The following is a 23,336-nucleotide window of genomic DNA, read 5'->3' on the forward strand; positions in this document are numbered from 1 at the left end:
GCGTTTCCTTCCGGTCTGCTGACGGTGCGTCCGTGCCGGACCGACTCTATGTCAGGGCGCCCCCGGCCCGGGTTGCGCCGACCGGGCGGCGGGCGGCGGCCCGGGCAGCGCGGCACCCCGTCGCACGGCACCCGCCCGAGTACCGTGCGGCGGGGCCGAACGGCCCTGATCGCTGCGCGGATGGGAGAACGCATGCCCGGGAACCGGCACTTCGGAGGCGGCCCGACCGGCCGAGCGGCCCGGTGGCTGGTGGCCGCCCTGCTCGTACCGGCCCTTGCGGCCTGTGGCGGCGGCTCCGGCCAGAACGGCAACGGGCAGAACGGCAACGGCCAGAACGGCAACGGGCAGACCTCCAGCCCCCAGCCCGACGACCAGCGGACCAAGGCCCCCGAGACCGTGGCGAGCTTCCAGGACGCCGGCGCGGTGTCGGCCAGTGCGCGGGGTTCCGGCAAGAGGGCCGTCGTCACCTTGAGGAGCTCCTCGCCCAAACCGGTCCAGGCCCTCGTCAGCGACGTCACCGACTGCACGCACAACGCCGAGCACGCCACCCCGAGCCAGGCCGCGGTGACCGTGACCGACCACGGCAGCGAACCGCTGGAGTTCACCCTCCCGACGTCGAGCGGGGCGAGTCGACCGATCTGCTACACGGTGGCCATCGGTGGGGAGAGCCGGGAGCTCAAGGCCGAGGGGGAGATCACCGGCACGGCGTCTCCCAGCCCGGGCATGCCCACCACCGGCAAGACCGGTCCGACCGGCGGATCGACGAGCCCCGGCGGGAGCGGAACCCCGTACCAGAGCAACGGGGGGACCGGCACCGGGAGCACCCCCTGAGCCCTGCCGGGGAGGACCGGCCCGCCGAAGCGGGGGAGCGGCCGTCCGACGCCGAGGAGCGGTCGACCGACGCCGAGGAGCGGTCGTCCGAAGCGGGGGAGCGGTCGTCCGATGCCGAGGAGCAGCCGGCCGCGAGCCCGTGGCGCGGCTGGATCAGCACGCTCGCGGGCTGGATCGCCCCGACCACCTTCGTCACCGCACTGCTCTTCTTCTTCGGCTACGCCTACACCGACGCGCTCTACGGCTACTTCGGCATCGACGCCGAGACGATCGGCTTCTCCACCCAGGAACTGCTCCTGCGCAGTTCCCCGGCGCTCTACCTGCCCGTCGGGGTCGCGCTCAGCGGGGTGCTGGTGGCGGCCCTGGCGTTCCCGCTGGTGTCCGGCGCCGCCCGCCGCGGTGCGGGTGCTTCCCGGGTGCTGCGCCGGGTGTGCGTCGCCGCCGTCCTGCCGGTGGTCGCGCTGCTGGCGCTCGGCCTGGCGGCGGGGTTCGAGGTCATCGACGCCGGGCCGATGGGCACCCCACTGCTGATCGGCGGCGGGCTGCTGTTCGCCCTCCTGGCGCGGCTGCTGTACGTGCGGGGCACCGGCGCGCCGTTCCCCGTGGCGGGCGAGCGGGTGGCGCTGGGCGTCACGGTGGCGATCCTCGCGCTGTGCGCGTACTGGGCGGTCGGCAGCTACGCCCAGCAGAAGGGGGCAGCCGACGCCGAAGCGCTCTCCCACAACCTCCAGGTGCGGCCGGCCGTCCTGCTCGACACCTCGGAGCCGCTCGCACTGGACTGGCCCGGGGTGCGGGAGACGCCACTGCCGGGGGCGGGGGCCGGGTCGCACTTCCACTACCGCTACGAGGGCCTGCGGCTGCTGGCGCAGTCCGACAACCGGATGTTCCTGATCCCGCGGCGATGGCTCTGGGAGACCGGCAACGTGCTGGTCCTCCCGGTCGACGCCAGTGTCCGGGTGGCCTTCCACGCCGGCTGAGCGCCCGCCCCGACCCCACACGGCTGCGCCGCGGCCCGTCCCCTCGACGGACCGCGGCGCAGCGGCTTCACCGGGTGTCAGAACACCTTGATCACACCTGCTGCCAGAGCGCGGGCACGATCGGCGGCTCCCAGCCGACCTGGGCGGTGTGGGTCTGGAGGCAGCGGTAGCCGACCCCGTTGTAGGTCACCACGTCACCCGCCTGGTAGGTGGTGCCGGGGGTCCAGGTACCGCCCGGGTCGGTCGGGCCGTTGCCCACCACCAGGGAGAAGCTGGTGCTGTGGGTGGCCGAGCCGGTCCCGGTCAGGGTGATGCTGTAGGTGCCGGCGGCGGTCGAGGCGGAGGTGGCGACGGTGAGCGTCGCCGAGCCGCCGGACTGCACCGAGGACGGGTTGAAGGAGACCGTCACGCCGGCCGGGGCGCCCGAGGCGGTCAGGTTGACCGTCTGGGCCGTGCCGGCGGTGGTCGAGGTGGCGACCGTCGCGGTGGCGGTCTCACCGGGCTTGACGGTGGCGGTGGTCGGGTTCACCGAGACGGAGAAGTCGTTGGTGGGCGTGCTGCCGCCGACCGAGGTCTTCCAGATGGTGTACGCCACGCCGTCGGCGTTGCGGTTGAGCACCGTCGCGTCGACGTTGCCGGTGGTGTCGCAGGACGAGTGGTAGCAGGAGTCGTAGGAGCGGCCCGCGGTGCCTCCCCACTTGGCCGCCTGCGCCGAGGTCTTGGTGTCGCTGGCGCCGGCCGCGTAGCCCGAGGTCGGGATGCCGGCCTGCTGGAAGGAGTAGTCGTCCGAGCGGCCCTGGCCCTCGACGTTCTCCTCCGGCTTGAGGTTCAGCGAGTCCCAGTAGGCCTTCATCGGCGCGGCGGCGGTGGAGTTGAGGTTGTTGATGAAGTAGCCGGCGTTGGTCGAGCCGATCATGTCGAAGTTGTAGTACGCCTTGATCGCGGAGCGCTGGGCGGAGCTCAGCTGGCCGACGTAGGACTGCGAGCCCTGCATGCCCTGCTCCTCGCCGGTCCACCAGGCGAACCGGACGTGCCGGGTCAGGCCGGGGTTCTGCTGGGCGAGCACGAGCGCGTTCTCCAGCAGGGTCGCCGAGCCGGAGCCGTTGTCGTTGATGCCGGGCCCGGCCGAGACGCTGTCCAGGTGGGCGCCGAACATGGTGACCTGGTCGGACGGGCCGCCGGGCCAGTCGGCGATCAGGTTGTTGGACTGGTACGTGCAGGAGGTGCAGGTCTGCTCGGTGACGCTGTAGCCGGCGGCCTGGAGCTTGCCCTTGATGTACGCCAGCGACTGGCTGTGTCCGGCGCTGCCCGCCCGGCGGTGGCCGCCGTTCTGGTTGGCGATGGTGTTCAGCTGGGACAGGTGGGCCTGGATCCTGGCGACGTCGATGTCGGGTGCGGGCCCGCCGGGGTTGCCCCCGCCGCCGACGGTCAGGCCGTACTGGGCGGTGTGGGTGGTGGCGCCGGCGGTGCCGGTGACGGTGATCTGGTACGTCCCGGCCACGGCCGCCGCGGAGGCGGACAGGGTCAGCGTCGAGGACGAACCGGCCTGCACCGACGAGGGGTTGAAGCTCGCGGTGACGCCCGAGGGCAGGCCGGAGGCGGTCAGGCCGACGGTCTGGGCGGTGCCGGAGGTGACGGCGGTGCTCACGGTCGACGAGGTCGAGGCGCCGGGCTGGACGGAGCCGGAGGCCGGGCCGAGCGAGAGCGAGAAGTCGTTGGTGCCGGACGGCGTGCAGGTCGGGTCGCCGCTCTGCGCGGGGACGCTGACGGCGTCCCAGGCGGCCTTGGCCCGGTTGAAGAAGGTGCAGCTCGCGTCCAGGCTCTTCGCCGCCGTCAGGGTGGCGGTGCGGTAGCGCTTGTAGGTCATGCCGCTGGTCTTGAGCAGCATGCCGCCGTAGAACACCCGGCCGGCGTCCTTGATCCCGATGCCGGTGACGGAGGAGTTGTTGCAGGTGGGGCTGGTGGGCTTGCCGCCGCCGGGGTTGGAGCCCTCGGCGAGCAGGTAGAACCAGTGGTTCAGCGGTCCGGCCGCCGCGTGCTCCTCGGTCTGCGGGATCGACGCCGAGTAGCAGTTGGGGTTGTTGCTCACCAGGGAGGGGTTGTACATGTTGCGGATCGGGCCGTTGCCGACCAGGTTGATCATCTCGCCGACGGTGTAGTCCGGGGAGTCGTAGGGGGCGGGCTCGTTGGCGTAGGCCTCGGTGAGCGCGCCCATGATGTCGCCGGTGGCCTCGCCCAGGCCGGACTCGTTGTTGGCGCCGCCGGGGGTGTACTGGTCGATGCCGTGGCCGAACTCGTGGCCGACGACGTCGATGGCGGCGATCCACTTGTTGGCCTGGCTGTGGCCGATGGATATCGTCGAGCCGTCCCAGTAGGCGTTGACGTCGCTGAGGCCGACCTTCACCGGCCAGCTGCCGCCGTTGCCGTTGTGCCCGTTGCGCCCCAGCCAGTCGCGGAGCATGTCCCATTCCTTCTGGGCCGCGAACATGGCGTCCCCGCAGCCGGTCTCCTTGCTGGAGGCGCTGCCGGTGCCCCAGGAGTCGCCCGACTTGGAGAACACCTGACCGGTGCCGTAGTCGGAGCAGGACAGGCCGGGCCGGTTGGGGTCGCGCAGCGAGTACGAGCCGCCGGAGCCGGTGGTGCTGATGGTGACCGGGGAGGGGCCGTTCCACTCGCTGTTGACGGTGCCCGCGCGCACGTCGTCGTAGCGGTCGACGACCTCGCCGGTCGCCGCGTCGACGAAGACGTGCAGGCGGCTGGGTGCGCTGCCCCGGTGGCCGGTGAGGACGGTCTCCCAGGCGAGGCGGCTGCTGCCGTCCTTGACCCGGACGACCAGGCGGCGGGACTCCACCGAGTCCACGGCGGGCAGCTCGGTGCGGGCGGTCCGCTCCGCCTGGTCGGCGCCGACCTGCGGGGTGACCGAGCCGCCGACGGGGCCGGGGGCGGCCGACTGCAGGGCGCGGACCTTGCCCTGCCCGTCGGCCAGGACCACCGCGTCACCGCCGACCACCGGCAGGCCGCGGTAGCTGCGCTCGTACGCCACCGAGTACAGACCGCCCACCCACGGGGTGACGGCCTTGCGTTCGTAGGTCTCGTCGGGGCCCTTGGCCAGGGCGTCCAGGCCGGCCGCGGCCGCGGCGTCGGCCGCGTTCACCGCGGCGGCCAGGACGCTGGGCGGTGTCGGGGAGGGGGCGGGTGCGGCGCCGGCCGGGCCCGCGGTGGCGGCGATCATGCCGGCCAGTACGGTCAGGGTGGTCGCCGTGGTCAGCAGCCGGCCTGCGGAAACTCTGCGTTGCATCGAGGCTCCTCGCATGTGGGGGTCCTCGACCGCGGACGACCAGGGCTGGTGGCGCACCGCAGGGCCGCGTCTGGGGGACGGCCGTGCGGGCCGTCCGCGCTCGGGTGCCCGAACCCTCACACGACGTCATGCCCAGGTCAATGCCTGGTGCGATCGAGGCAAGGACTTGGCAAATTCCGTCAAGGCGGCAGGCCCCTCTTTGTGTCAAGCTGGGGTTTTCCTCAAGTGGTTGAGACCACGTCATGTACGGAGCGGGTGTCGATCGAGTACCGTCCTCGTCATCGGAGTCGTCGGAACCACTGGAATCGTCGGCGGCCGTGCGAGCGGCCGGGGACGACGCGCCCGGGGAGGCAGCCGTGCAGCGCAACCGTGTGGCCCCCGCGGCGGCGGTGCCGGCACCGCCGACCGGTCGGGACCAGGAGGCCTGGCGGGAGTTCGGCGCCCGGCTGCGGCACTGGCGGCGCCGGGCCGGCCTCACCCAGGCGCAGCTCGGCGCCGGGATCGGTTACGACCACACCGCGGTCAGCAAGATCGAGCACGGTGCCCGCCGGGTCACCCCCAGGACCGCCGACCGGATCGACGACCTCCTCGGTGCCGCCGGTGAGTTGAGCGCCGCCTGCCAGCGCGCCGAGAGCGCCGAACTCTGCCACGTCAACGCCTTCTCGCCCGCCCTGCTCCGGCCCCCGCTGCCGGGCGGGGCCACGTTCGGCCCGCCCGCCCCGCTGCCGGCCCCCGCTCCGCTGCGGCTGCCCGACTACGGCCTGCTCTGCCCGCTGCACGGCGCCGAGGGCTGTCCGGTCCCGGAATCCAGGGAACTCGCCGACCTGCACGCCGAGTTCTGCGCCCCCGAGACGCTCGGCGGCCGGGCCGCCGCCCGCCCGCTGGACGCCGTCACCGCGCACGCCCTGACCGGGCTGCTCGCCGCCCACCTGCGCTCCGGCGAGACCGGCGACCGGCCGGTCCTGGCCGCCGCCGTCGAGCGCACCCTGCGAGCCGTGCTCGCCCGGCTCGCCACCGCCCCCGCCGCGCAGCGCGGCCCGCTGGTCCGGCTGGCCGCCGAGCACGCCCACGCGGCCGGCGCGCTGCGGATGCAGGGCGGCCGCAACGCCACCGCGATGGCCAGCTACGACCGCGCCCTCACCTGGGCCGGACTGGCCGCGGACCAGGCCACCCAGGTCGGCACGCTCAGCGACATGAGCATCCTGGCCCGGCTGGACGGGGACCCGGTCGCCGCCCTCGGCTACGCCCGCGAGATGGAGCAGGTCGCGCCGGGCCGGCACTGGGCCGGGGCGATGGGACGGATCAGCCGGGCCCGGGCGTACGCGCTCACCGGCGACGTGCGGGCGACCGTCCGGCAGATCGGCCTGGCCCGGGCGCACCTGGACCACATCGGCGCGCAGGACGAGGTCGACGTGCCCTGGCTCTCCATCGCCTCGATGCGGATGCGGGTCGAGTCCGCCGCGGCCGCCGCACTGCGCGACCTCGCCGCGGCCACCGACGACCCCCGGCTGGCCCGCCGGGCACTGGACGCCACCGAGACCGCCCTCGGCCTGCTCGGTCCGGACCAACTTCCCTCCAGTCGCCTCCTCTTCACCGTCCGGGCGGCGGACTGCCACGTCTGCGCGCACGACCCGGCGGCGGCCGTCGACCTGCTCGGCCCGGCCCTGGAGGCGACCGGCGCGACGGCTCTGCCCGCGCTGGTCGAGTACGAACTGCGCGGTCTGCGCGATCGCCTCGCGGCGCACGCGCCCCGTGCCGCACACCGGTTGGCGGAGCCGGCCCGCTCCTGACCCGGCGGCGCTCCGTGAGCTCCCGGCGGTGACCGTCGTCCGATGTGGCCGGATCGGGCGCCGCGCGCGGCGGCGCGAGAGGGGGCGCGCCAGCGCCCGGCACCCCGCACAGCGGTCCTGTCACACCGTCAACTCCCGCCGTTCTCGAAAATGCGCCCCTTTCGCGCCGTACAAACGTCAACTTCGTGAGCGTATAGTCCGCCGATCGGGTCATTCATGGAGTTAACACGTCGAATGACTGTCACGGCGCGTGTCTGCCGCTAGAGTCTCTGACGTTTCCAGTCGTTAGTCCGCGAAGAACGGGGGGCGCGTGCTGTCAGCCATTGCCCGCCGGCTCGCCCATCCGCTACTGCTCCTGGGTGTGCTGTGCACGGCCGTCGCGACCCTGCACTTCCACTGGGCGCCGGACCGGGTCTCCCCGCTCTTCCTGGTCGCCGTCCTCGGATATCTGGCGGTCCTGGAACGGGTGATCCCGTACCGGACCGACTGGCACCCGAGTCGACGTGAACTCGGCTGGTACAGCGTCTACTTCGTGCTGAGCATGGTCGGCGGGGCACTGGCCCAGGGGCTGGTGGCGGCGCTGGTGGAGATGCTCGGCCCGGCCCATCCGGCGCTGCCGTTCGCGATGGAGATCCCACTCGCGCTGCTGGTCGGCTCGCTCGGCGACTACCTCGTGCACCGCTGGTCCCACCGCAACCGGTGGCTCTGGCGGCTGCACGGGGTGCACCACGTCCCGGACAAGGTGAACGTCGCGAACAACGGCGTGAATCATTTCCTGGACGTGTTGGTCGCGCAGTCCGTTGTCCAACTGTCGCTGGCGCTGATCGGATTCTCGCCGGATTCAGTGTTCGTGGTCGGAATATTCGTCCTGGCTCAGGGGTATTTCGTCCACGCCAACATCGAAGTCCGCATCGGCCCGCTCGGCCACGTCCTGGCCGGGCCGGAACTCCACCGCCTGCACCACAGCACCGACCTCGCCGAAGCCGGCCACTACGCCTCCGACCTCTCGCTCTGGGACCACGTGTTCGGGAGCTTCACCTGGCGGCCCGGCAGAGTGCCGAAGGCCGTCGGCCTCACCGACCCGGCCGCGTTCCCCACCACCGGTGAACTCGGCGCCACTCTGCTGCACCCCTGGCGCCGGGCGAAGACCACCGAGCAGTCCGTCTGAACCCGGCCCCCGAGAGGCCGCTCCCACTTGCCCGTGTCCCCGGCGCCACGCCGTCACCCCCGGATTGGATCATGACCTCCTCGCCCTTCGCCGCGCCCCGCGAACGCATCGCGATCACCGGTATCGGCTGCCGCCTGCCGGGACACGCCAACGACCACCGCTCCTACTGGCGCAACCTGATCGAGGGCCGGGACTGTCTCACCGAGACGCCCGCCGACCGCTACGACACCGGAACACTGGGCAGTCGGGACCGGGCCAAGCCGGGACGGCTGATCGGCGGCCGGGGCGGCTACATCGACGGCTTCGACACCTTCGACCCCGACTTCTTCGGGATCAGCCCGCGTGAAGCCGAACACATGGACCCGCAGCAGCGCAAGCTCCTGGAGGTCAGCTGGGAGGCCCTGGAGGACGGCGGGCTGCGCCCCGGCGAACTGGCCGGCCGGGAAGTCGGCGTCTACATGGGCGCCTTCACCCTCGACTGGAAGATCCTCCAGTTCGCCGACCTCGACTTCGCCACCATCGCGGCGCACACCGCCACCGGCACCATGATGACGATGGTGTCCAACCGGATCTCGCACTGCTTCGACTTCCGCGGGCCCAGCGTCTCGATCGACACCGCCTGCAGTTCCTCGCTGGTCGCGGTCCACCTCGCCTGCCAGAGCCTGCTCCGCGGCGAGACCGAACTAGCGCTGGCCGGCGGGGCGTTGCTGCACATGGCGCCGCAGTACACGATCGCCGAGACCAAGGGCGGCTTCCTCTCCGCGGACGGCCGCTCACGCGCCTTCGACGCCTCCGCCGACGGCTACGTCCGGGCCGAGGGCGTCGGCGTGGTCGTGCTCAAGCGGCTCTCCGACGCGCTGCGCGACGGGGACCCGGTGCACGCCGTCATCCTCGGCACCGGCGTCAACCAGGACGGCCGCACCAACGGCATCACCGTCCCCAGCGCGGACGCGCAGGTCACCCTGATCGAGCGGGTCTGCGCCGAGGCAGGGGTGGAGCCCGGCAGCCTCCAGTACGTCGAGGCCCACGGCACCTCCACCCCGGTCGGCGACCCGATCGAGGCCGCCGCCCTCGGCCGGGTGCTCGGCATCGGCCGGCGCGCCGGGGACCGCTGCTACGTCGGCTCGGTCAAGACCAACATCGGGCACACCGAGGCGGCGGCCGGCGTCGCCGGGCTGATCAAGACCGCGCTCGCGATCAAGCACCGCCGCATCCCGCCGCACCTCAACCTGGAGCGGCCCAACCCCGGCATCGACCTGGACGCGCTGCCGTTCGAGATCCCGACCGCCCCGACGGACTGGCCCGAGCACCGGGGCCCGGCCCGCGCCGGCGTCAACTCCTTCGGATTCGGCGGCACCAACGCCCACGTCCTGCTGGAGGAGCCGCCGCGGCCCGCCCCCGCCGCGCCGGCGGCCGAGCCGGCCCGCACGGTCCTGCCGCTGAGCACCAAGGACGCCGCCGGACTGCCCGAACTGGCCGCAGCCGTACGGCAGGAGCTCGCCGACGGGGCGTCCCTGGCCGACCTCGGCCACACCCTGGCGCACCGCCGCCAGCACCTCCCCGAGCGGCTCGGGGTCGTCTACTCCACCCGGGAGGACCTGGACGAGGCACTGGCCGCGTACGGGCGCGGCGAGGAGCACCCCCGGGTGGTCCAGGGCCGCGCCCGGGAGCGCGGGCAGCGCCGACTGGCCTGGGTGTTCACCGGCATGGGCCCGCAGTGGTGGGGGATGGGCCGGGGGCTGTACGAGCACGAGCCGGTCTACCGGGAGGCCGTGCAGGCCGTCGACCGGGAGATCCGCGCGCAGGCCGACTGGTCGCTGCTGACCGAGCTGGGCCGTGACGAGGCGGACTCCCGGATGGCCGAGACCTGGCTGGCCCAGCCCGCCAACTTCGCCGTCCAGGTGGGACTTTCGGCGCTCTGGCGGAGCCACGGCCTGCGCCCCGACGCGGTCGTCGGGCACAGCACCGGCGAGGTCGCCGCGTTCCACGAGGCCGGGGTGTACGACCTGGCCGACGCCGTGCGGGTGGTGCTCGCCCGCAGCCGGCTCCAGCAGCGCCTGGCCGGCACCGGCACCATGCTCGCGGTCGGCCTGCCGGAGGCCGAGGTGGAGCGCCGGATCCGCCCGTACCGCTCCGAGGTCTCGCTCGGCGCGGTCAACAGCCCCTCCGCGGTGACCCTGGCCGGGGACGCCGAGGCGCTGGGCGCGCTGGCCGAGGAACTGCGGCAGCAGGGCGTCTTCGCCCGCCTGCTGGACGTCGAAGTCCCGTACCACAGCGTGCGGATGGACCCGATCCGGGACGAGCTGGTGGCCGCGCTCGCCGCCATCAAGCCGCAGGAGGCGCGGCTGCCGCTCTACCTGACCGCCCGCGAGGGGCTCGCCCGCGGGCCGGAGCTGGACGGCGAGTACTGGTGGCAGAACGTCCGCAACCCGGTCCGCTTCCGGGCCGCCGTCGAGCGGATGGCCGAGGACGGCCACCGGCTGTTCCTGGAGCTCGGCCCGCACCCGGTGCTCGGCCACGCGATCCGCGAGTGCGCGGAGCAGGCGCACACCGTGCCGTCGATCCGCCGGCAGCAGGACGAGCCCGAGCGCCTCGCCCGCAGCCTCGCCGAACTGCACACCCTCGGCGTCGAGTTGAGCTGGGACGCGCTGCACCCGGCCGGCCGCCCGGTGCCGCTGCCGACCTACCCGTGGCGGCGCGACCGCTACTGGGTGGAGCCCAAGCCGGTCGAGCAGGTCCGGCTCGGGCAGCTCGACCACCCGCTGCTCGGCCGCCGCACCGCGAGCGCCCAGCCCGGCTGGACCAGCGCGCTCGACCCCGAGCGGCTGCCCTACCTGACCGACCACCGGATCGAGGGCCAGGTGGTCTTCCCGGCCGCCGGATACCTGGAGATGGCCGCCCAGGCCGTCCGCACCCTGACCGGCGGCACCGAGGTGACGCTGGCCGAGGTCGAGCTGAACCGGGCCCTGTTCCTCTCCGAGAGCGAGCCCGTCCCCGTCCAGCTCGGCTACGCACCGGAGGACGCCCGCTTCACCGTCGCCTCCACCCCGGCCGGCGGCGAGCCGAGCGTGCACGCGAGCGGCCGGGTCCGCACCGGCCAGCGCCGCTCCTACGGGCCCGCGCTGGACGTGGACGCCCTGCGCGCCCGGGGTCGGCACCTCGACGGCCCGGACTGCTACCGGCGGCTGGCCGGGCGCGGCTACGACTACGGGCCCGCGTTCCAGGCCATCGCCGAGGTGTGGACGGGCCCCGGCGAGGCGCTGGCCCGGGTCAGGCCTCCGGCGCAGCTCGGTGCGGACGCGGCCGACCACCACCTGCACCCGGTGCTGCTGGACGGCTGCTTCCAGACCCTGCTGGCCACCCGGCTGGAGACGCCCGAGGACGGCAGCGTCCGGCTCCCGGTCTCGATCGAGGAGGTCCGGCTCGACGAGATCGGCGACCGCCCGCTCTGGGTGCACGCCACCGTCACCCGGGACAGCGGCGAGGAGCTCGTCGGCGACCTCGCGCTGTACACCGAGGACGGCACCCCGGTCGGCAGGGTCACCGGCTTCCGGGTGGCCGACGTCGCCCAGGCCCCGGCCTCCGTCGGGCTCGCCACCATCGACGGCTGGCTCACCGAGGTCGGCTGGGTCGAAGCCGCCCGGCCGGCCGCCGACGAGGCTCCCGGAGACCTGCTGCTCTTCGCCGACGAGGACGGCCTCGGCGAGCGGCTCGCCGCACTGGCCGCCGCTCGCGGCGCCCGCTGCCACCTGGTCCGGCCCGGCGACGAGTACCGGCACGGCGAGGGACGCTCGACCGTCCGGCCCGACTCCGCCGAGGACGTCCGGAAGCTGTTCGCCGACCTCGACCCAGGCTTCGGCACCGTCGTCCACCTCTGGAACCTCGACCAGCCCGCCCTGGCCACCGCCGGCGCCGACCGGCTCGGCCCGCTCGCCACCCTCGGCGCCTACTCCCTGATCATCCTCGCCCAGGCCCTGCCTGCCGCCCGCCCCGAGGGCCGGCTGCACATCGTCACCCGGGGCACCCAGCCCGCCGCCCCCGGCGACCGGGTCGAGCCGCTCGGCGCCCCCGCCTGGGGCATCGGCCGGGTGCTGTGGCAGCAGGAGCTGGTCGCCCAGCGCGGCACCCTGATCGACCTCGACCCGGCCGTCGACGCCGCCGACCAGGCCGAGGCGCTGCTCACCGAACTCGCCGCCCGGGACGAGCAGGAGATCGCCCTGCGGGCCGGCACCCGGCTCACCAGCAGGCTGCGGCAGGCCGAGGGCCTCACCCGCCCGCTGCCGCCGGTCCTGCGCCCCGACGGCAGCTACCTGGTCACCGGCGCCTTCGGTGCCCTCGGCCGACTGCTCTGCCGCACCCTCGTCCGGCGCGGCGCCCGGCGGCTGATCCTGGTCGGCCGCACCGCCCTGCCCGAGCGCTCCGCGTGGGCGTACACCGACCCGGACACCCCCGCCGGCGAGCGGATCGCCTTCCTGCGCGAACTCCAGGCGCTCGGCGCCGAACCCCTGCTCGCCCAGGTCGACGTCACCGACGAGACCGCCCTCGCGGACTGGCTCGCCGACTACCGGCAGCGCCAACTCCCGCCCATCCGAGGCGTGTTCCACCTCGCCGGGCAGGTCAAGGACACCCTGCTCGCCCAGATGGACCGTACGGCCTTCGACGCCGGCTACGCCCCCAAGGTGATCGGCGGCCACCTGCTGCACCGGCTGCTGCGCGACGAACCGCTCGACCACTTCGTGCTGTTCGCCTCCGTCGCCTCGCTGCTCACCACCGCGGGGCAGACCAACTACGCGGCCGGCAACGCCTTCCTGGACGCCCTGGCCCACCACCGCAGGGCCGAGGGGCTGCCGGGGCTCAGCCTGGACTGGGGCCCGTGGGCCACCGGCATGATCGAGGAGCTGGGCCTGGTAGCCCACTACCGCGACGCCCGTGGCATGAGCTCCCTGCCGCCGGACGCCGGAACGGCCATCCTGGAGCGCGTCCTCGGCCAGGACCGCGCCCAACTGCTGGTCGCCACCGTGGTCGACTGGCCGACCTTCCTCGCCTGGTACCCGGCGCCGCCGCCGCTGGTCGCCGACCTGGCGGCGAGCGCCGCCGAGCAGGCCCCGGCCGAGACCGGCGGCTTCCTCGACGCCTACCGCGCGGCCGGCCCCCAGGCCCGCCGGGAACTGGTCACCGAACGGTTCACCGCCGCCGCCGCGGCCGTGCTGCGGATCGGCGCCGAGCGGATCGACGAGGAGACCAGGCTCGGCGCGCACGGCCTGGACTCGCTGCTCGCCATGGAGCTGCGCGCCCGGGTGCACGGCGAACTGGGCGTCGCCCTGCCGGTGGTGGCCCTGCTCAGCAACGGCACCGTCGGCGACCTGGTGGACCTGCTCGCCGAAGGGCTGGCCGAGCGGCTCGCCGCCGACGGTGGCCCGGCCGAGGCCGAGGTGGAGCTGTACACCGACGAGTCCCGCTTCCCGCTCACCCACAACCAGCAGGCGCTCTGGTTCCTGCGGCTGCTGCACCCGGACGGCTTCGCGTACAACATCGGCGGCGCCGTCGAGGTCCGCGCCGAACTCGACCCGGAGCTGATGTTCGAGGCCTTCCGCCACCTCGTGGCCCGGCACCCCGAGCTGCGCGCGGCCTTCACCGCTGAGCAGGGCCGGCCGGTCCAGCGCATCCGGGCGGAGGTCGAGGCCGACACCGGGCTGTTCGACGTCGAGGGCCGGCCGTGGGAGGAGATCCACGACCTGATCGTCCGCGAGTACCGGCGGCCGTACGACCTCGCCGAGGACCCGCTGGTGCGGCTGCGGCTGTTCCGGCGCGGCCCGGACCGCTGGGTGCTGATGAAGGCCGTCCACCACATCGTCTCGGACGCGATCTCCACCTTCACCTTCATCGAGGAGCTGTTCGAGGTCTACGAGGCGCTGCGGCAGGGGCGCACCCCGGACCTGCCCCCGGTGCCCGCCCGCTACCTGGACTTCCTCAACCGCCAGAACCGCTTCCTGGCCGGCCCCGAGGCCCGGCGGATGCTCGACTACTGGCGCGGCCACCTGCCGGCCGAGATGCCGGTGCTGGCACTGCCCACCGACCGGCCGCGCCCGCCCGTCCAGACCCACAACGGCGCCTCCGAGTTCTTCCGGCTGGACGCCGAACTCACCGCCCGGGTCCACGAGTTGGCCCGCGCCAACGGCGCCACCCCGTTCATGGTGCTGCTCGGCGCCTACTACCTGCTGCTGAACCGGTGGTCCGGGCAGCAGGACATCGTGGTCGGCAGCCCGGTCACCGGCCGCACCCAGGAGGAGTTCGCCTCCGTCTACGGCTACTTCGTCAACCCGCTGCCGCTGCACGTGAGCCTGGCCGGGGAGCCGACCGTGGCCGAGCTGCTGGCCCGGGTGCGGGAGAGCGTGCTCGGCGGGCTGGACAACCAGGAGTACCCCTTCCCGTTGCTGGTCGAGCAGCTGGGCCTCCAGCACGACCCGAGCCGTTCCGCGGTGTTCCAGGCGATGTTCATCCTGCTCACCCACAAGGTCGCCGTGGAGCGCTTCGGCTACCGCCTGGACTACATCGAACTCCCCGAGGAAGAGGGCCAGTTCGACCTCACGCTGTCCGCCTACGAGGACCGCGCGGACGGCTGCTTCCACTGCGTCTTCAAGTACAACTCCGACCTCTTCGACCCCGCCACCGTCCAGCGGCTGGCCGAGCACTACCGCAACCTGCTGGACGCCATGACCCGCGCCGCCGAGAGCGAGCCGGTCGGTCGGCTGCGGATGCTGGGGCAGGCGGAACGGCGTCGGATCCTCACCGCCTTCAGCGGCGCCGAGCGCCGGATCGAGCACGGCACCCCGGTTCCGGAGCTGATCGCCAAGGCCGCCGCCGAGCGGCCGGGGGCCGTCGCGGTGGTCGCGCCCGGCCGGGACGGCGTCCGCAGGCTGACCTACGCCGAACTGGAACGGCAGGCCCAGCGCACCGCCGTACGGCTGCGCGAGCTCGGCGTCGGCGAGGGCTCGGTGGTCGCGGTCTGCCTGGACAAGTCACCCGAGCTGATCACCACCCTGCTGGGGATCTGGCGGGCCGGCGCCGCCTACCTCCCGCTCGACCCCGGACACCCGGCCGACCGGCTCGCTTACCAGGTGGCGGACGCCGGAGCAGCGCTGGTGGTGGTCGACGAGCGGCGCCCGCTCGCGGCCGAACTGCCCGCCGAACTGGTCACCCTGGAGGCCCTGGACCGGCCCGTGCTGGGGGGCGCCGTGCCGCTGCCCGCTGCCGATCCGGACCGGGCCGCCTACCTGATCCACACCTCGGGCTCCACCGGCCGCCCGAAGGGGGTCCGGGTCGACCACCGCAACCTGGCCGCCGTCACCGCCGGCTGGCGCGCCGAGTACCGGCTCGACACCGACGTGCGGGTGCACCTCCAGATGGCCGGCACCGCCTTCGACGTCTTCTCCGGCGACCTCGCCCGGGCGCTCAGCACCGGCGGCACCCTCGTCCTGGTCGACCGCGAGCTGCTCTTCGACACCGCCCGGCTCTACCGGGTGATGCGCGAGGAGGCCGTGGACGGCGGCGAGTTCGTGCCCGCCGTGGCCCGCGCGCTGCTGGCCCACTGCGAGCGCGAGGGCCTGACGCTGGACTTCCTGCGGCTGTTGATCGTCGGCTCCGACTCCTGGAAGGCCGCCGAGCACCAGCGGCTGCGCGCCCTGTGCGGTCCGCACACCCGGTTGGTCAACTCCTACGGGCTGACCGAGGCCAGCGTCGACAGCACCTACTACGAGGGCGCGACCGACGCGCTGGAACCCGGCCGGATGGTGCCGATCGGCCGGCCGTTCCCGAACAGCGCGGTGTACGTCCTGGACCCGTACGGCGAGCCCGTCCCGGTGGGCGTGCCCGGCGAGCTGTGGATCGGCGGCGCGGGCGTCGCGGCCGGCTACCCCAAAGACCCGGAGCAGACCGCCCGGCGCTTCCGCACCCTGGACCTCGACGGAACGCCCGTACGGCTCTACCGCACCGGCGACCTCGGCCACTGGGACACCGCCGGCACCGTGCACCTGCTCGGCCGGATCGACAACCAGGTCAAGGTCCGCGGCCACCGGATCGAGCTGGGTGAGATCGAGGCCCACCTCACCGCCCGCCCGGAGCTCGCCCAGGCCTGCGTGGCGGTCCGCCAGGACGCCAGGGGCGAGGCCGTCCTCGCCGCCTACGTGGTGCCCGCCGAGGGGACCGTGCTGGACCGCCGCGAACTGCGCCGCCACCTGGCCGAGCACCTGCCCACCGTGATGATCCCCTCCTACCTCACCGAGCTGCCCGCCCTGCCGCTCACCCCGAACGGCAAGGTGGACCTCGCGGCCCTGCCCGAGCCGAAGGCCGACACCGCGGCCGCCCAGCACGAACCGCCCGTCACGCTCTACGAGACGAGGGTCGCCGAGCACTGGCAGAACCTGCTCGGACTGGACGAGGTCGGCCTCCAGCACGACTTCTTCGAACTCGGCGGCAGCTCGATCCGGCTCATCGAGCTGATCCACCACCTCCAGAGCGAGTTCAACATCAGCATCCCGGTGGGCCAGCTGTTCAAGGTCACCACCCTGCACGGAATGGCCCGCACCGTGGAGCAGATCATCACCGGCGAGCTGGCCGGCGGCGAGGCCTACCTCTGGTTCAACGCCGGGGCGCCCGAGGACCGTACGGTCTTCTGCTTCCCGCCGGCCGGTGGCCACGGGCTGGTCTACCGGCAGCTCGCCGCGCACCTGCCGGAGCACCGGATCGCCTCCTTCAACTACCTGACCGGCGACGACAAGACCGCCCGCTACGCGGACCTGGTCGAGCAACTGCACGCCGACGGGCCGTACGTCCTGCTCGGCTACTCGCTCGGCGGCAACCTCGCCTTCGAGGTCGCCAAGGAGCTGGAGCGGCGCGGACGCACCGTGGCCTCGGTGCTGCTGCTGGACGCCTACCGGGTCACCGAGGCGTTCGACCTCGGCGAGGAGCACCTGGCCGTCTTCGAACGCGAACTCCACGAGCACCTGCACCGGCACACCGGCTCCTGGATCGTCGCCCAGGAGACCCTCGAACAGGCCAGGGACTACCTGGAGTTCAGCAGTCGAACCCCCAACACCGGGACGGTGAAGGCCCAGTTGGACGTGGTCTGCGAGCAGGACCGGCTCTCCGTGCACCTGGGGGGCGAACCGGGCTCCTGGCACGGCGCCTCCACCACGGGCACCGCGGTGTACGTCGGGCACGGCGTCCACGCCGAGATGCTCGACGGGGAGTTCGCCGCCCGCAACGCCGAACTGGCGGGCGCCATCCTGGCCGGAGGCACCGCCGATGTCCTCGGCTGACCGCGGACCGGACTGGTCCGACCGGGAGCGGGCCGACGACGGCCCGCCCAGGGTCATCGTGATCGGGGCCGGCCTGGCCGGCCTCGCCACCGGCTGCTACGCGCAGATGAGCGGCCTGGAGACCCGGATCTTCGAGAAACACGTACTGCCCGGCGGCTGCTGCACCGCGTGGTCCCGGCACGGCTACCTGTTCGACTACTGCATCGACTGGCTGATCGGCACCGCCGAGGGCACCGGAGCCCACCAGGTCTGGAGCGAACTCGGCGCCCTGGACGGCAAGTCGGTGACCCTCTTCGACACCTTCAACCGCGTCGTCGACGAACACGGCCGGGCCGTCACCTTCTACGGCGACCCGGACCGGCTGGAGGCCCACCTGCTGGACCTCGCGCCCGGCGACGCCAAGCCGATCCGGGAGTTCTGCCGGGACCTGCGCCGCTACGCCGCGATCGAGCTGCCATGGGACCTCACCCCGCCGCCGCTGCGCACCACGGCGGAACGGCTGCGCACCCTGCGCACCGTACTGCCCGCCTTCCGGCTGTTCTGGCGCACCGCGACCACCCCGATGAGCGGCTTCGCGGAGCGCTTCCAGGACCCGCTGCTGCGGCGGGCCTTCCCCAACATGTTCCTCCAGGAGCCCGCCGGCTTCCCGCTGCTGCCGTACCTCTACACCCTGGCGGCCGCCCACAACGGCAACGCCGGCTTCCCGCAGGGCGGTTCGCTCGGCCTGGCCCGATCGGTGGAGGAGCGCTACACCTCGCTCGGCGGGGTGATCGGCTACCGCCGCCGGGTGGAGCGCGTCCTGGTCGAGGGCGGGCGCGCGATCGGGGTGGAACTCAAGGACGGATCACGGCACTTCGCCGACCACGTGGTGGCCGCCTGCGACGGCCCGACGGTGCTCGACCGGCTGCTCGAGGGCCGCTACTCCAGCCCCGCCACCGAGAAGCTGTACGGCGAACTGCTGGACAAGCCGGGCAACCTGTACCCGTCCGTGGTCTCCGCCTTCGTCGGCATCGACGGCCCGCTGCCCGAAGGCGAGCCGCACAGCACCACCTACCTGCTGACGCCCGAGGACGGCGAGCGGCTGCCCGGCTCGCTCCAGCGCAGCCTGGTGGTGCAACTGCGCTCCTCCTATGCGGACGGCTTCGCGCCGCCGGGCAAGTCGGTGCTGCACTGCACCTACTTCAGCGACTACCGCTCCTGGAAGGACCTGCGGACCAGTGACCGCCGGGCCTACCGGGCGCGCAAGCAGGAAGTCGCCGCGTTCGTCCGGGAGTTCCTGGAGCGGACGTACCCCGAGCTCGGCCGGCGGATCGAACTCGTGGACGTGGCATCGCCGGTGACCACCGAGCGGTTCACCGGGAACACCTACGGCAGCATCCTCGCCTGGCAGGCGTTCTCCGAGGCCGAGGACGCCGCCAACCGGCTGGTCAACCGGGACCGGATGCGGCTGCCCGGGCTGAGCGGCTTCTCCATGGCGGGCCAGTGGACCTCGCTCGGGGGGCTGATCCGGGCGGCCACCAGCGGGCGGTTCGCCGCGCAGTACCTGTGCGAGGAGCTCGGCCGGCCGTTCCGGGCCTGGCCGAGCGACAACCGGGAACCCTGGCACCCGGGCAAGTGGGGCCGCCTGCCGCAACTCGGCCGGGCCACCGTCGGACTGCCGGGCCCGGGAGCGGCGGACGCGGGAGTGGCGGGGGCCGAAGTGGCGGAAGTGGGAGTTGCGGAGTGAGCGGGACGACGACCGACGGCCGGCGGAGCATGGTCATCATCGGCGGAGGGCTCGGCGGCCTGTCCACCGGCTGCTACGCGCAGATGAACGGCTACCGCACCCGGATCCTGGAGATGCACGAGATCCCCGGCGGCTGCTGCACCGGCTGGGACCGCGGCGAGTTCACCTTCGACTGCTGCGTCAGCTGGCTGCTGGGCAGCGGCCCGGGCAACGAGATGCACCAGATCTGGCTCGAACTCGGCGCACTGCAGGGCAAGCGGATGCGCAACTTCGACGTCTTCAACGTGGTGCGCACCCGGGACGGCCGGGCGGTCTACTTCTACTCCGACCCGGACCGGCTGGAGGCCCACCTGCTGGACCTCGCCCCCGAGGACGCCCGGCAGATCCGGCAGTTCTGCGCCGGGCTGCGCAAGTTCCGCCTGGCCCTGGCCCGTTACCCCTTCCTCAAGCCGGTCGGGCTGATGGGCCGGTGGGAGCGGATGCGGATGCTGGCCTCCTTCCTGCCGTACTTCAACGTGATCCGGCGCTCGATCACGGTGCTGATGAGCGACTACTCGGCGCGGTTCAGGAGCCCGCTGCTGCGGGAGGCGTTCAACTTCATCCTGTACGAGAAGCACCCCAACTTCCCGGTGCTGCCCAACTACTTCCAACTCGCCTGCCACGCCGGGCAGTCGGCCGGGGTGCCGGAGGGCGGCTCGCTGGGGCTGGCCAACTCGATCGAGCAGCGCTACCGGCGGCTGGGCGGCGAGATCACGTACAACACCAAGGTGACGGAGGTCCTGATCGAGGACGACCACGCGGTGGGGGTGCGGCTGAGCGACGGCCGGGAGGTGCGGGCGGACATCGTGGTGGCCGCCTGCGACGGCCGGACCACCATGATGGACCTGCTCAAGGGCCGCTACCTGAGCGACACCTACCGCCGGCTGTACACCCAGACCATCACCGAACCGGGCATGGTCTTCCCCGGCTACGTGACCGTCTTCCTCGGCCTGCGCAGACCCTTCCCGGCGGGGGACCCGTGCACCACTTACCTGCTGGAGGACGAGGTCGCCGAGCGGCTCACCGGCATCCGGCACCCGAGCATCAACGTCCAGTTCCGCAGCCGCCACTATCCGGAGCTGTCGCCGACCGACACCACCGTGGTGTACGCCAGTTACTTCTGCGACATCGAGCCCTGGCGGGAGCTGAGCACCGGGCCGGAGCAGGAGCCCAGGGTGCGGCGCGGCGAGGAACTGCACACCCTGCCGGTCGGCCGGGGACGGGAGTACCAGCGGGAGAAGCGCCGGGTGCGCGACGCCATCGTGGAGTTCCTTGACGGCCACCACCCCGGGCTCCGGCAGGCGGTGGCCGTCAAGGACGTCTCCACCCCACTCACCCAGGTCCGCTACACCGGCAACTACAACGGCACGGTGCTGGGTTGGCAGCCCTTCGTGGAGAGCGGCGAGACCCTGGAGGAGGAGATCAAGCGCAACGGCCCGGGGCTGCCCGGACTGGCCAACTTCTACCTCTCCGGGGTCTGGGCGACCACCGGCGGGCTGATCAGGGCGGCGGCGGCCGGCCGGCACGTCGTCCAGTTCATCTGCCGCGACGACGACAGGCCCTTCACCGCCGAGGTGGACGACAGCGCCCCGCTGCCCACCCTGCTCATCGAACCGGTCGGCCCCGCCGACCGGCAGTTTGGAGTCACCTCGTGAGATTCGAGAAGTGGGTCGTCCAGGAGCACGAGGACGGCGTGCCGGACGTCGAGCGGGTGTACCGGAAGGTCGTGGAGGAGGTGGACGTCCGGCTCGCCGCGGACGAGATGCTGCTGCGCACCCGGTACGTGTCGGTCGACCCGTACCTCCAGGGGATCGCGCTGGACACGCCGATCGGCGACCACATGGGCGCGGACTCGATCATGGAGGTGCTGGAGGCCGGGCCGGCCGCGCGCTTCGCGGTCGGCGACCTGGTGCAGGGCTTCGGCGGCTGGCGCAGCCACCTGATCAGCGACGGGGAGCCCCGGCTCTGGCAGACCGGGACCTTCCCGATGGTCTTCCCGGCGTTCCGCCGGCTGGACCCGGCCGACTACGACGAGGCCCTGCCGCTGTCCACCGCGCTCGGCGTGCTGGGCGGGCCGGGGATGACGGCGTGGGGGACGGTCGAGAAGTTCCTCGACGTGCGGCCCGGGTCCACGGTGCTGGTCAGCGGGGCGTCCGGGGCGGTCGGTTCACTGGTCGGGCAGCTGGCCAAGCACCGGGGCGCGCGGGTGATCGGTACCACGGCGACGCCGGAGAAGGTCGAGTGGCTGTGGCAGCTGGGCTTCGACGGGGTGCTGCTGTACCACGACGGTGACGCGCCGGAGCAGGTGGAGAAGGAGCTGGCGGCGCTCGCGCCGGACGGCATCGACCGATACTTCGACAGCCTCGGCGGGACGCTGACCGACGTGGTCTTCGGCATGCTCGCGGTGGAGAGCAGGGTCGCCGTCTGCTGGCAGTGGGGGAGCCAGGTCGGCGGGAACTGGTCGGGACCCCGGCTGCTGCCGATGATCATGTTCCCGCGTGCCACGATCCGCGGCATCTTCTCGCTGGAGTGGTTCACCGAGGAGAACTGGGCCGCGCTGCGGCGGGACCTCGGGCCGCTGGTCCGCAGCGGTCAGCTGACGTACCGGCAGACCGTGCACCAGGGATTCGACAGCATCCCGGGGGCCTACCGCGGCCTCTACCTCGACCGTTCGGCCAACCGGGGGAAGGTGCTGGTCGAGCTCTGAACGGAGCGGACGCGCGTTCGGGCCCTTCGGCGGATCCGCCGAAGGGCCCTGGCGCGTGGTCAGTTCAGGGTGAACCAGGTGCTGCGGGACTTCTTCCACTCGGGGTGGGTGAGGTCCTTGGCGGCGGTGGCGTCGCCGTAGAGGTCGGCGGAGCCGTCGTCGGTGATCAGCTGGGCACGGGCGCCCGGGGCGTCCAGGTCCGGCACGTCCGCGATCGCCTCCCAGGCGCCGTAGTCGCTGGTCGGCAGGTCGATCAGCTTCGTCGGCTGCGAGCCCGGCTGCCCGTTCCAGCGGTAGAGCGCGTACGGGGCGGAGTTGTCCTCGGCGGCCCAGGAGCCGGCCACGATCAGGTACTGGCCGAGGTCGTTGCGGCGGATGTCGCGGACGGACAGCCCGCCGAGGTCCAGCTCGATCGCGTCGCCGAAGGTCGCGTGCGCGGCCGAACCGTTCAGCAGGGACGGGAGGTTGGTGACCGGGACGAGCAGCGCCCGGCCGCCGGTGACGGCCGGGGTGAGCGGCGCGCGGAAGCCGACGTAGGCGGTGCTGGTGCTGCCGGGGGCGAACTCCAGGCCCTCGACGTTGAACCCGTCGATCTGCTTGGGCACCTGGCCGTCGGCGGCGCCGGCCGCGAAGCCGTAGCGCTTGCCGTGGGCGTTGTCCCAGGTGATCAGGTCGTCGCGCAGGCCGTGGTACGAACCGGCCAGGGAGAGCTGGGTGTCGGCGCCGGAGCCGGTGATGGTGGTGGCGAAGACGGTGTGCCGGTCGGGCTTGACCACGCCGTCCTTGTTGTTGCCGAGCGAGCCCGTCCAGTAGATGGTGTCGCCGACCCGGGTGGCGGCCTCGATGTCGATCTCCTTGGAGACGCCGAGGGCCGAGCTGAAGTCCCAGGTGCGGATCGGCGCACCGGAGTTGTCGCGGTCGTACAGGCGCAGGGTGTTGGACTCGTCGTCGCCGACCACGAGGTAGCCGCCGCCCGCGTCCACGGCGGCCGAGGCGTCGCTGGAGCCGGTCAGGTAGCGGCTGGTGGCGGAGAACTGGACGGAGGGGGAGGCGGCGTAGTGCAGGGTGCGGGTGGCGCTCTTGCCGCCGAGGCCGGTGACCTTGATGGTGAGGTCGGCGTAGCCGACGCCCTGGGCGGCCACCGCCAGGGTGCGGGTGCCGCCGGTGCCGCTCACCGTGACGTCTCCGGTACGGGCCACGGCGCTGCGGGTGGTGGCGGAGGCGGCGACGGTCAGTGCCGAGGCCGAGGCGCCGGACTGGGCGACCGTCACCGTCACGGTCGGGTCGCCGGTGGCGCCGACCGCGCCGGACAGGTACCCGGCCGAGAAGGTGATCGTCGGGGTGCCGTACGTGACCGCGCCGGCCGGGAGGGCGGGCAGGGCGAGCACGGGCACCGCCGCGACGGCGGCGGCGAGCGGCAGCAGGCGGCGGAGGGAACGCGACACGGTGGCTACCCTTCGGCAGGCGGGGGGAGTTGACGGAG

10 protein-coding genes are annotated in these 23,336 nt (G+C 73.2%); 8 read left to right on the forward strand and 2 right to left on the reverse strand.

The window, feature by feature from the left end; genetic code table 11:
* The first annotated feature begins 192 nt into the window (after positions 1-192).
* Together ACZ5OX_RS12385 and ACZ5OX_RS12390 are read left to right on the forward strand one after the other, a co-directional pair.
* Positions 193-831 carry a hypothetical protein gene (locus tag ACZ5OX_RS12385; protein WP_465629846.1) on the forward strand — a complete coding sequence of 213 codons (639 nt, stop codon included), beginning with the start codon at positions 193-195 and terminating at the stop codon, positions 829-831.
* Between the two features lie 347 nt (positions 832-1,178).
* A complete protein-coding gene (locus tag ACZ5OX_RS12390) occupies positions 1,179-1,808 on the forward strand; it encodes a hypothetical protein (protein WP_465629847.1) in 630 nt (209 codons plus the stop codon).
* Positions 1,809-1,899: 91 nt separating this feature from the next.
* Here the strand turns inward: ACZ5OX_RS12390 and ACZ5OX_RS12395 are convergent, their stop codons facing one another.
* A complete protein-coding gene (locus ACZ5OX_RS12395; protein WP_465629848.1) occupies positions 1,900-5,106 on the reverse strand; it encodes a M28 family peptidase in 3,207 nt (1,068 codons plus the stop codon).
* 356 nt (positions 5,107-5,462) lie between these two features.
* Here ACZ5OX_RS12395 and ACZ5OX_RS12400 point away from each other — a divergent pair, with 356 nt between their 5' ends.
* From ACZ5OX_RS12400 to ACZ5OX_RS12425, 6 genes are all read left to right on the forward strand, one after another.
* Positions 5,463-6,896 carry a helix-turn-helix domain-containing protein gene (locus tag ACZ5OX_RS12400; protein WP_465629849.1) on the forward strand — a complete coding sequence of 478 codons (1,434 nt, stop codon included), beginning with the start codon at positions 5,463-5,465 and terminating at the stop codon, positions 6,894-6,896.
* A gap of 310 nt (positions 6,897-7,206) precedes the next feature.
* A complete protein-coding gene (locus ACZ5OX_RS12405; protein ID WP_465629850.1) occupies positions 7,207-8,064 on the forward strand; it encodes a sterol desaturase family protein in 858 nt (285 codons plus the stop codon).
* Positions 8,065-8,135: 71 nt separating this feature from the next.
* The gene (locus ACZ5OX_RS12410) at positions 8,136-17,381 is read left to right on the forward strand and encodes a non-ribosomal peptide synthetase/type I polyketide synthase (RefSeq protein WP_465629851.1); all 9,246 of its coding nucleotides are present in this window, start codon (positions 8,136-8,138) and stop codon (positions 17,379-17,381) included.
* Positions 17,368-19,107: a phytoene desaturase family protein gene (locus ACZ5OX_RS12415; RefSeq protein WP_465629852.1), complete on the forward strand. Its 1,740-nt coding sequence runs from the start codon at positions 17,368-17,370 to the stop codon at positions 19,105-19,107. The genes ACZ5OX_RS12410 and ACZ5OX_RS12415 overlap by 14 nt, the downstream gene beginning before the upstream one ends.
* 29 nt (positions 19,108-19,136) lie before the next feature.
* The gene (locus tag ACZ5OX_RS12420) at positions 19,137-20,801 is read left to right on the forward strand and encodes a phytoene desaturase family protein (protein WP_465630132.1); all 1,665 of its coding nucleotides are present in this window, start codon (positions 19,137-19,139) and stop codon (positions 20,799-20,801) included.
* On the forward strand, positions 20,798-21,853 hold the full coding sequence (locus tag ACZ5OX_RS12425) for a zinc-binding dehydrogenase (protein WP_465629853.1): 1,056 nt from the start codon (positions 20,798-20,800) through the stop codon (positions 21,851-21,853). Before ACZ5OX_RS12420 ends, ACZ5OX_RS12425 begins: the two co-directional genes overlap by 4 nt.
* A gap of 59 nt (positions 21,854-21,912) precedes the next feature.
* Here ACZ5OX_RS12425 and ACZ5OX_RS12430 read toward each other — a convergent pair whose 3' ends face one another.
* Complete coding sequence (locus tag ACZ5OX_RS12430; protein ID WP_465629854.1) at positions 21,913-23,298, reverse strand: hypothetical protein; 1,386 nt, start codon at positions 23,296-23,298, stop codon at positions 21,913-21,915.
* Between the last annotated feature and the right edge of the window lie 38 nt (positions 23,299-23,336).

Source organism: Kitasatospora sp. NPDC032121, from assembly GCF_055580145.1.

What these genes read in the sequence shown, in the direction of transcription:
- ACZ5OX_RS12385 (WP_465629846.1), top strand. Translation starts at nt 193, where the DNA reads ATGCCCGGGAACCGGCACTTCGGAGGCGGCCCGACCGGCCGAGCGGCC.
- ACZ5OX_RS12395 (WP_465629848.1), bottom strand. Translation starts at nt 5,106, where the DNA reads ATGCAACGCAGAGTTTCCGCAGGCCGGCTGCTGACCACGGCGACCACC.
- ACZ5OX_RS12410 (WP_465629851.1), top strand. Translation starts at nt 8,136, where the DNA reads ATGACCTCCTCGCCCTTCGCCGCGCCCCGCGAACGCATCGCGATCACC.
- ACZ5OX_RS12415 (WP_465629852.1), top strand. Translation starts at nt 17,368, where the DNA reads ATGTCCTCGGCTGACCGCGGACCGGACTGGTCCGACCGGGAGCGGGCC.
- ACZ5OX_RS12420 (WP_465630132.1), top strand. Translation starts at nt 19,137, where the DNA reads ATGGTCATCATCGGCGGAGGGCTCGGCGGCCTGTCCACCGGCTGCTAC.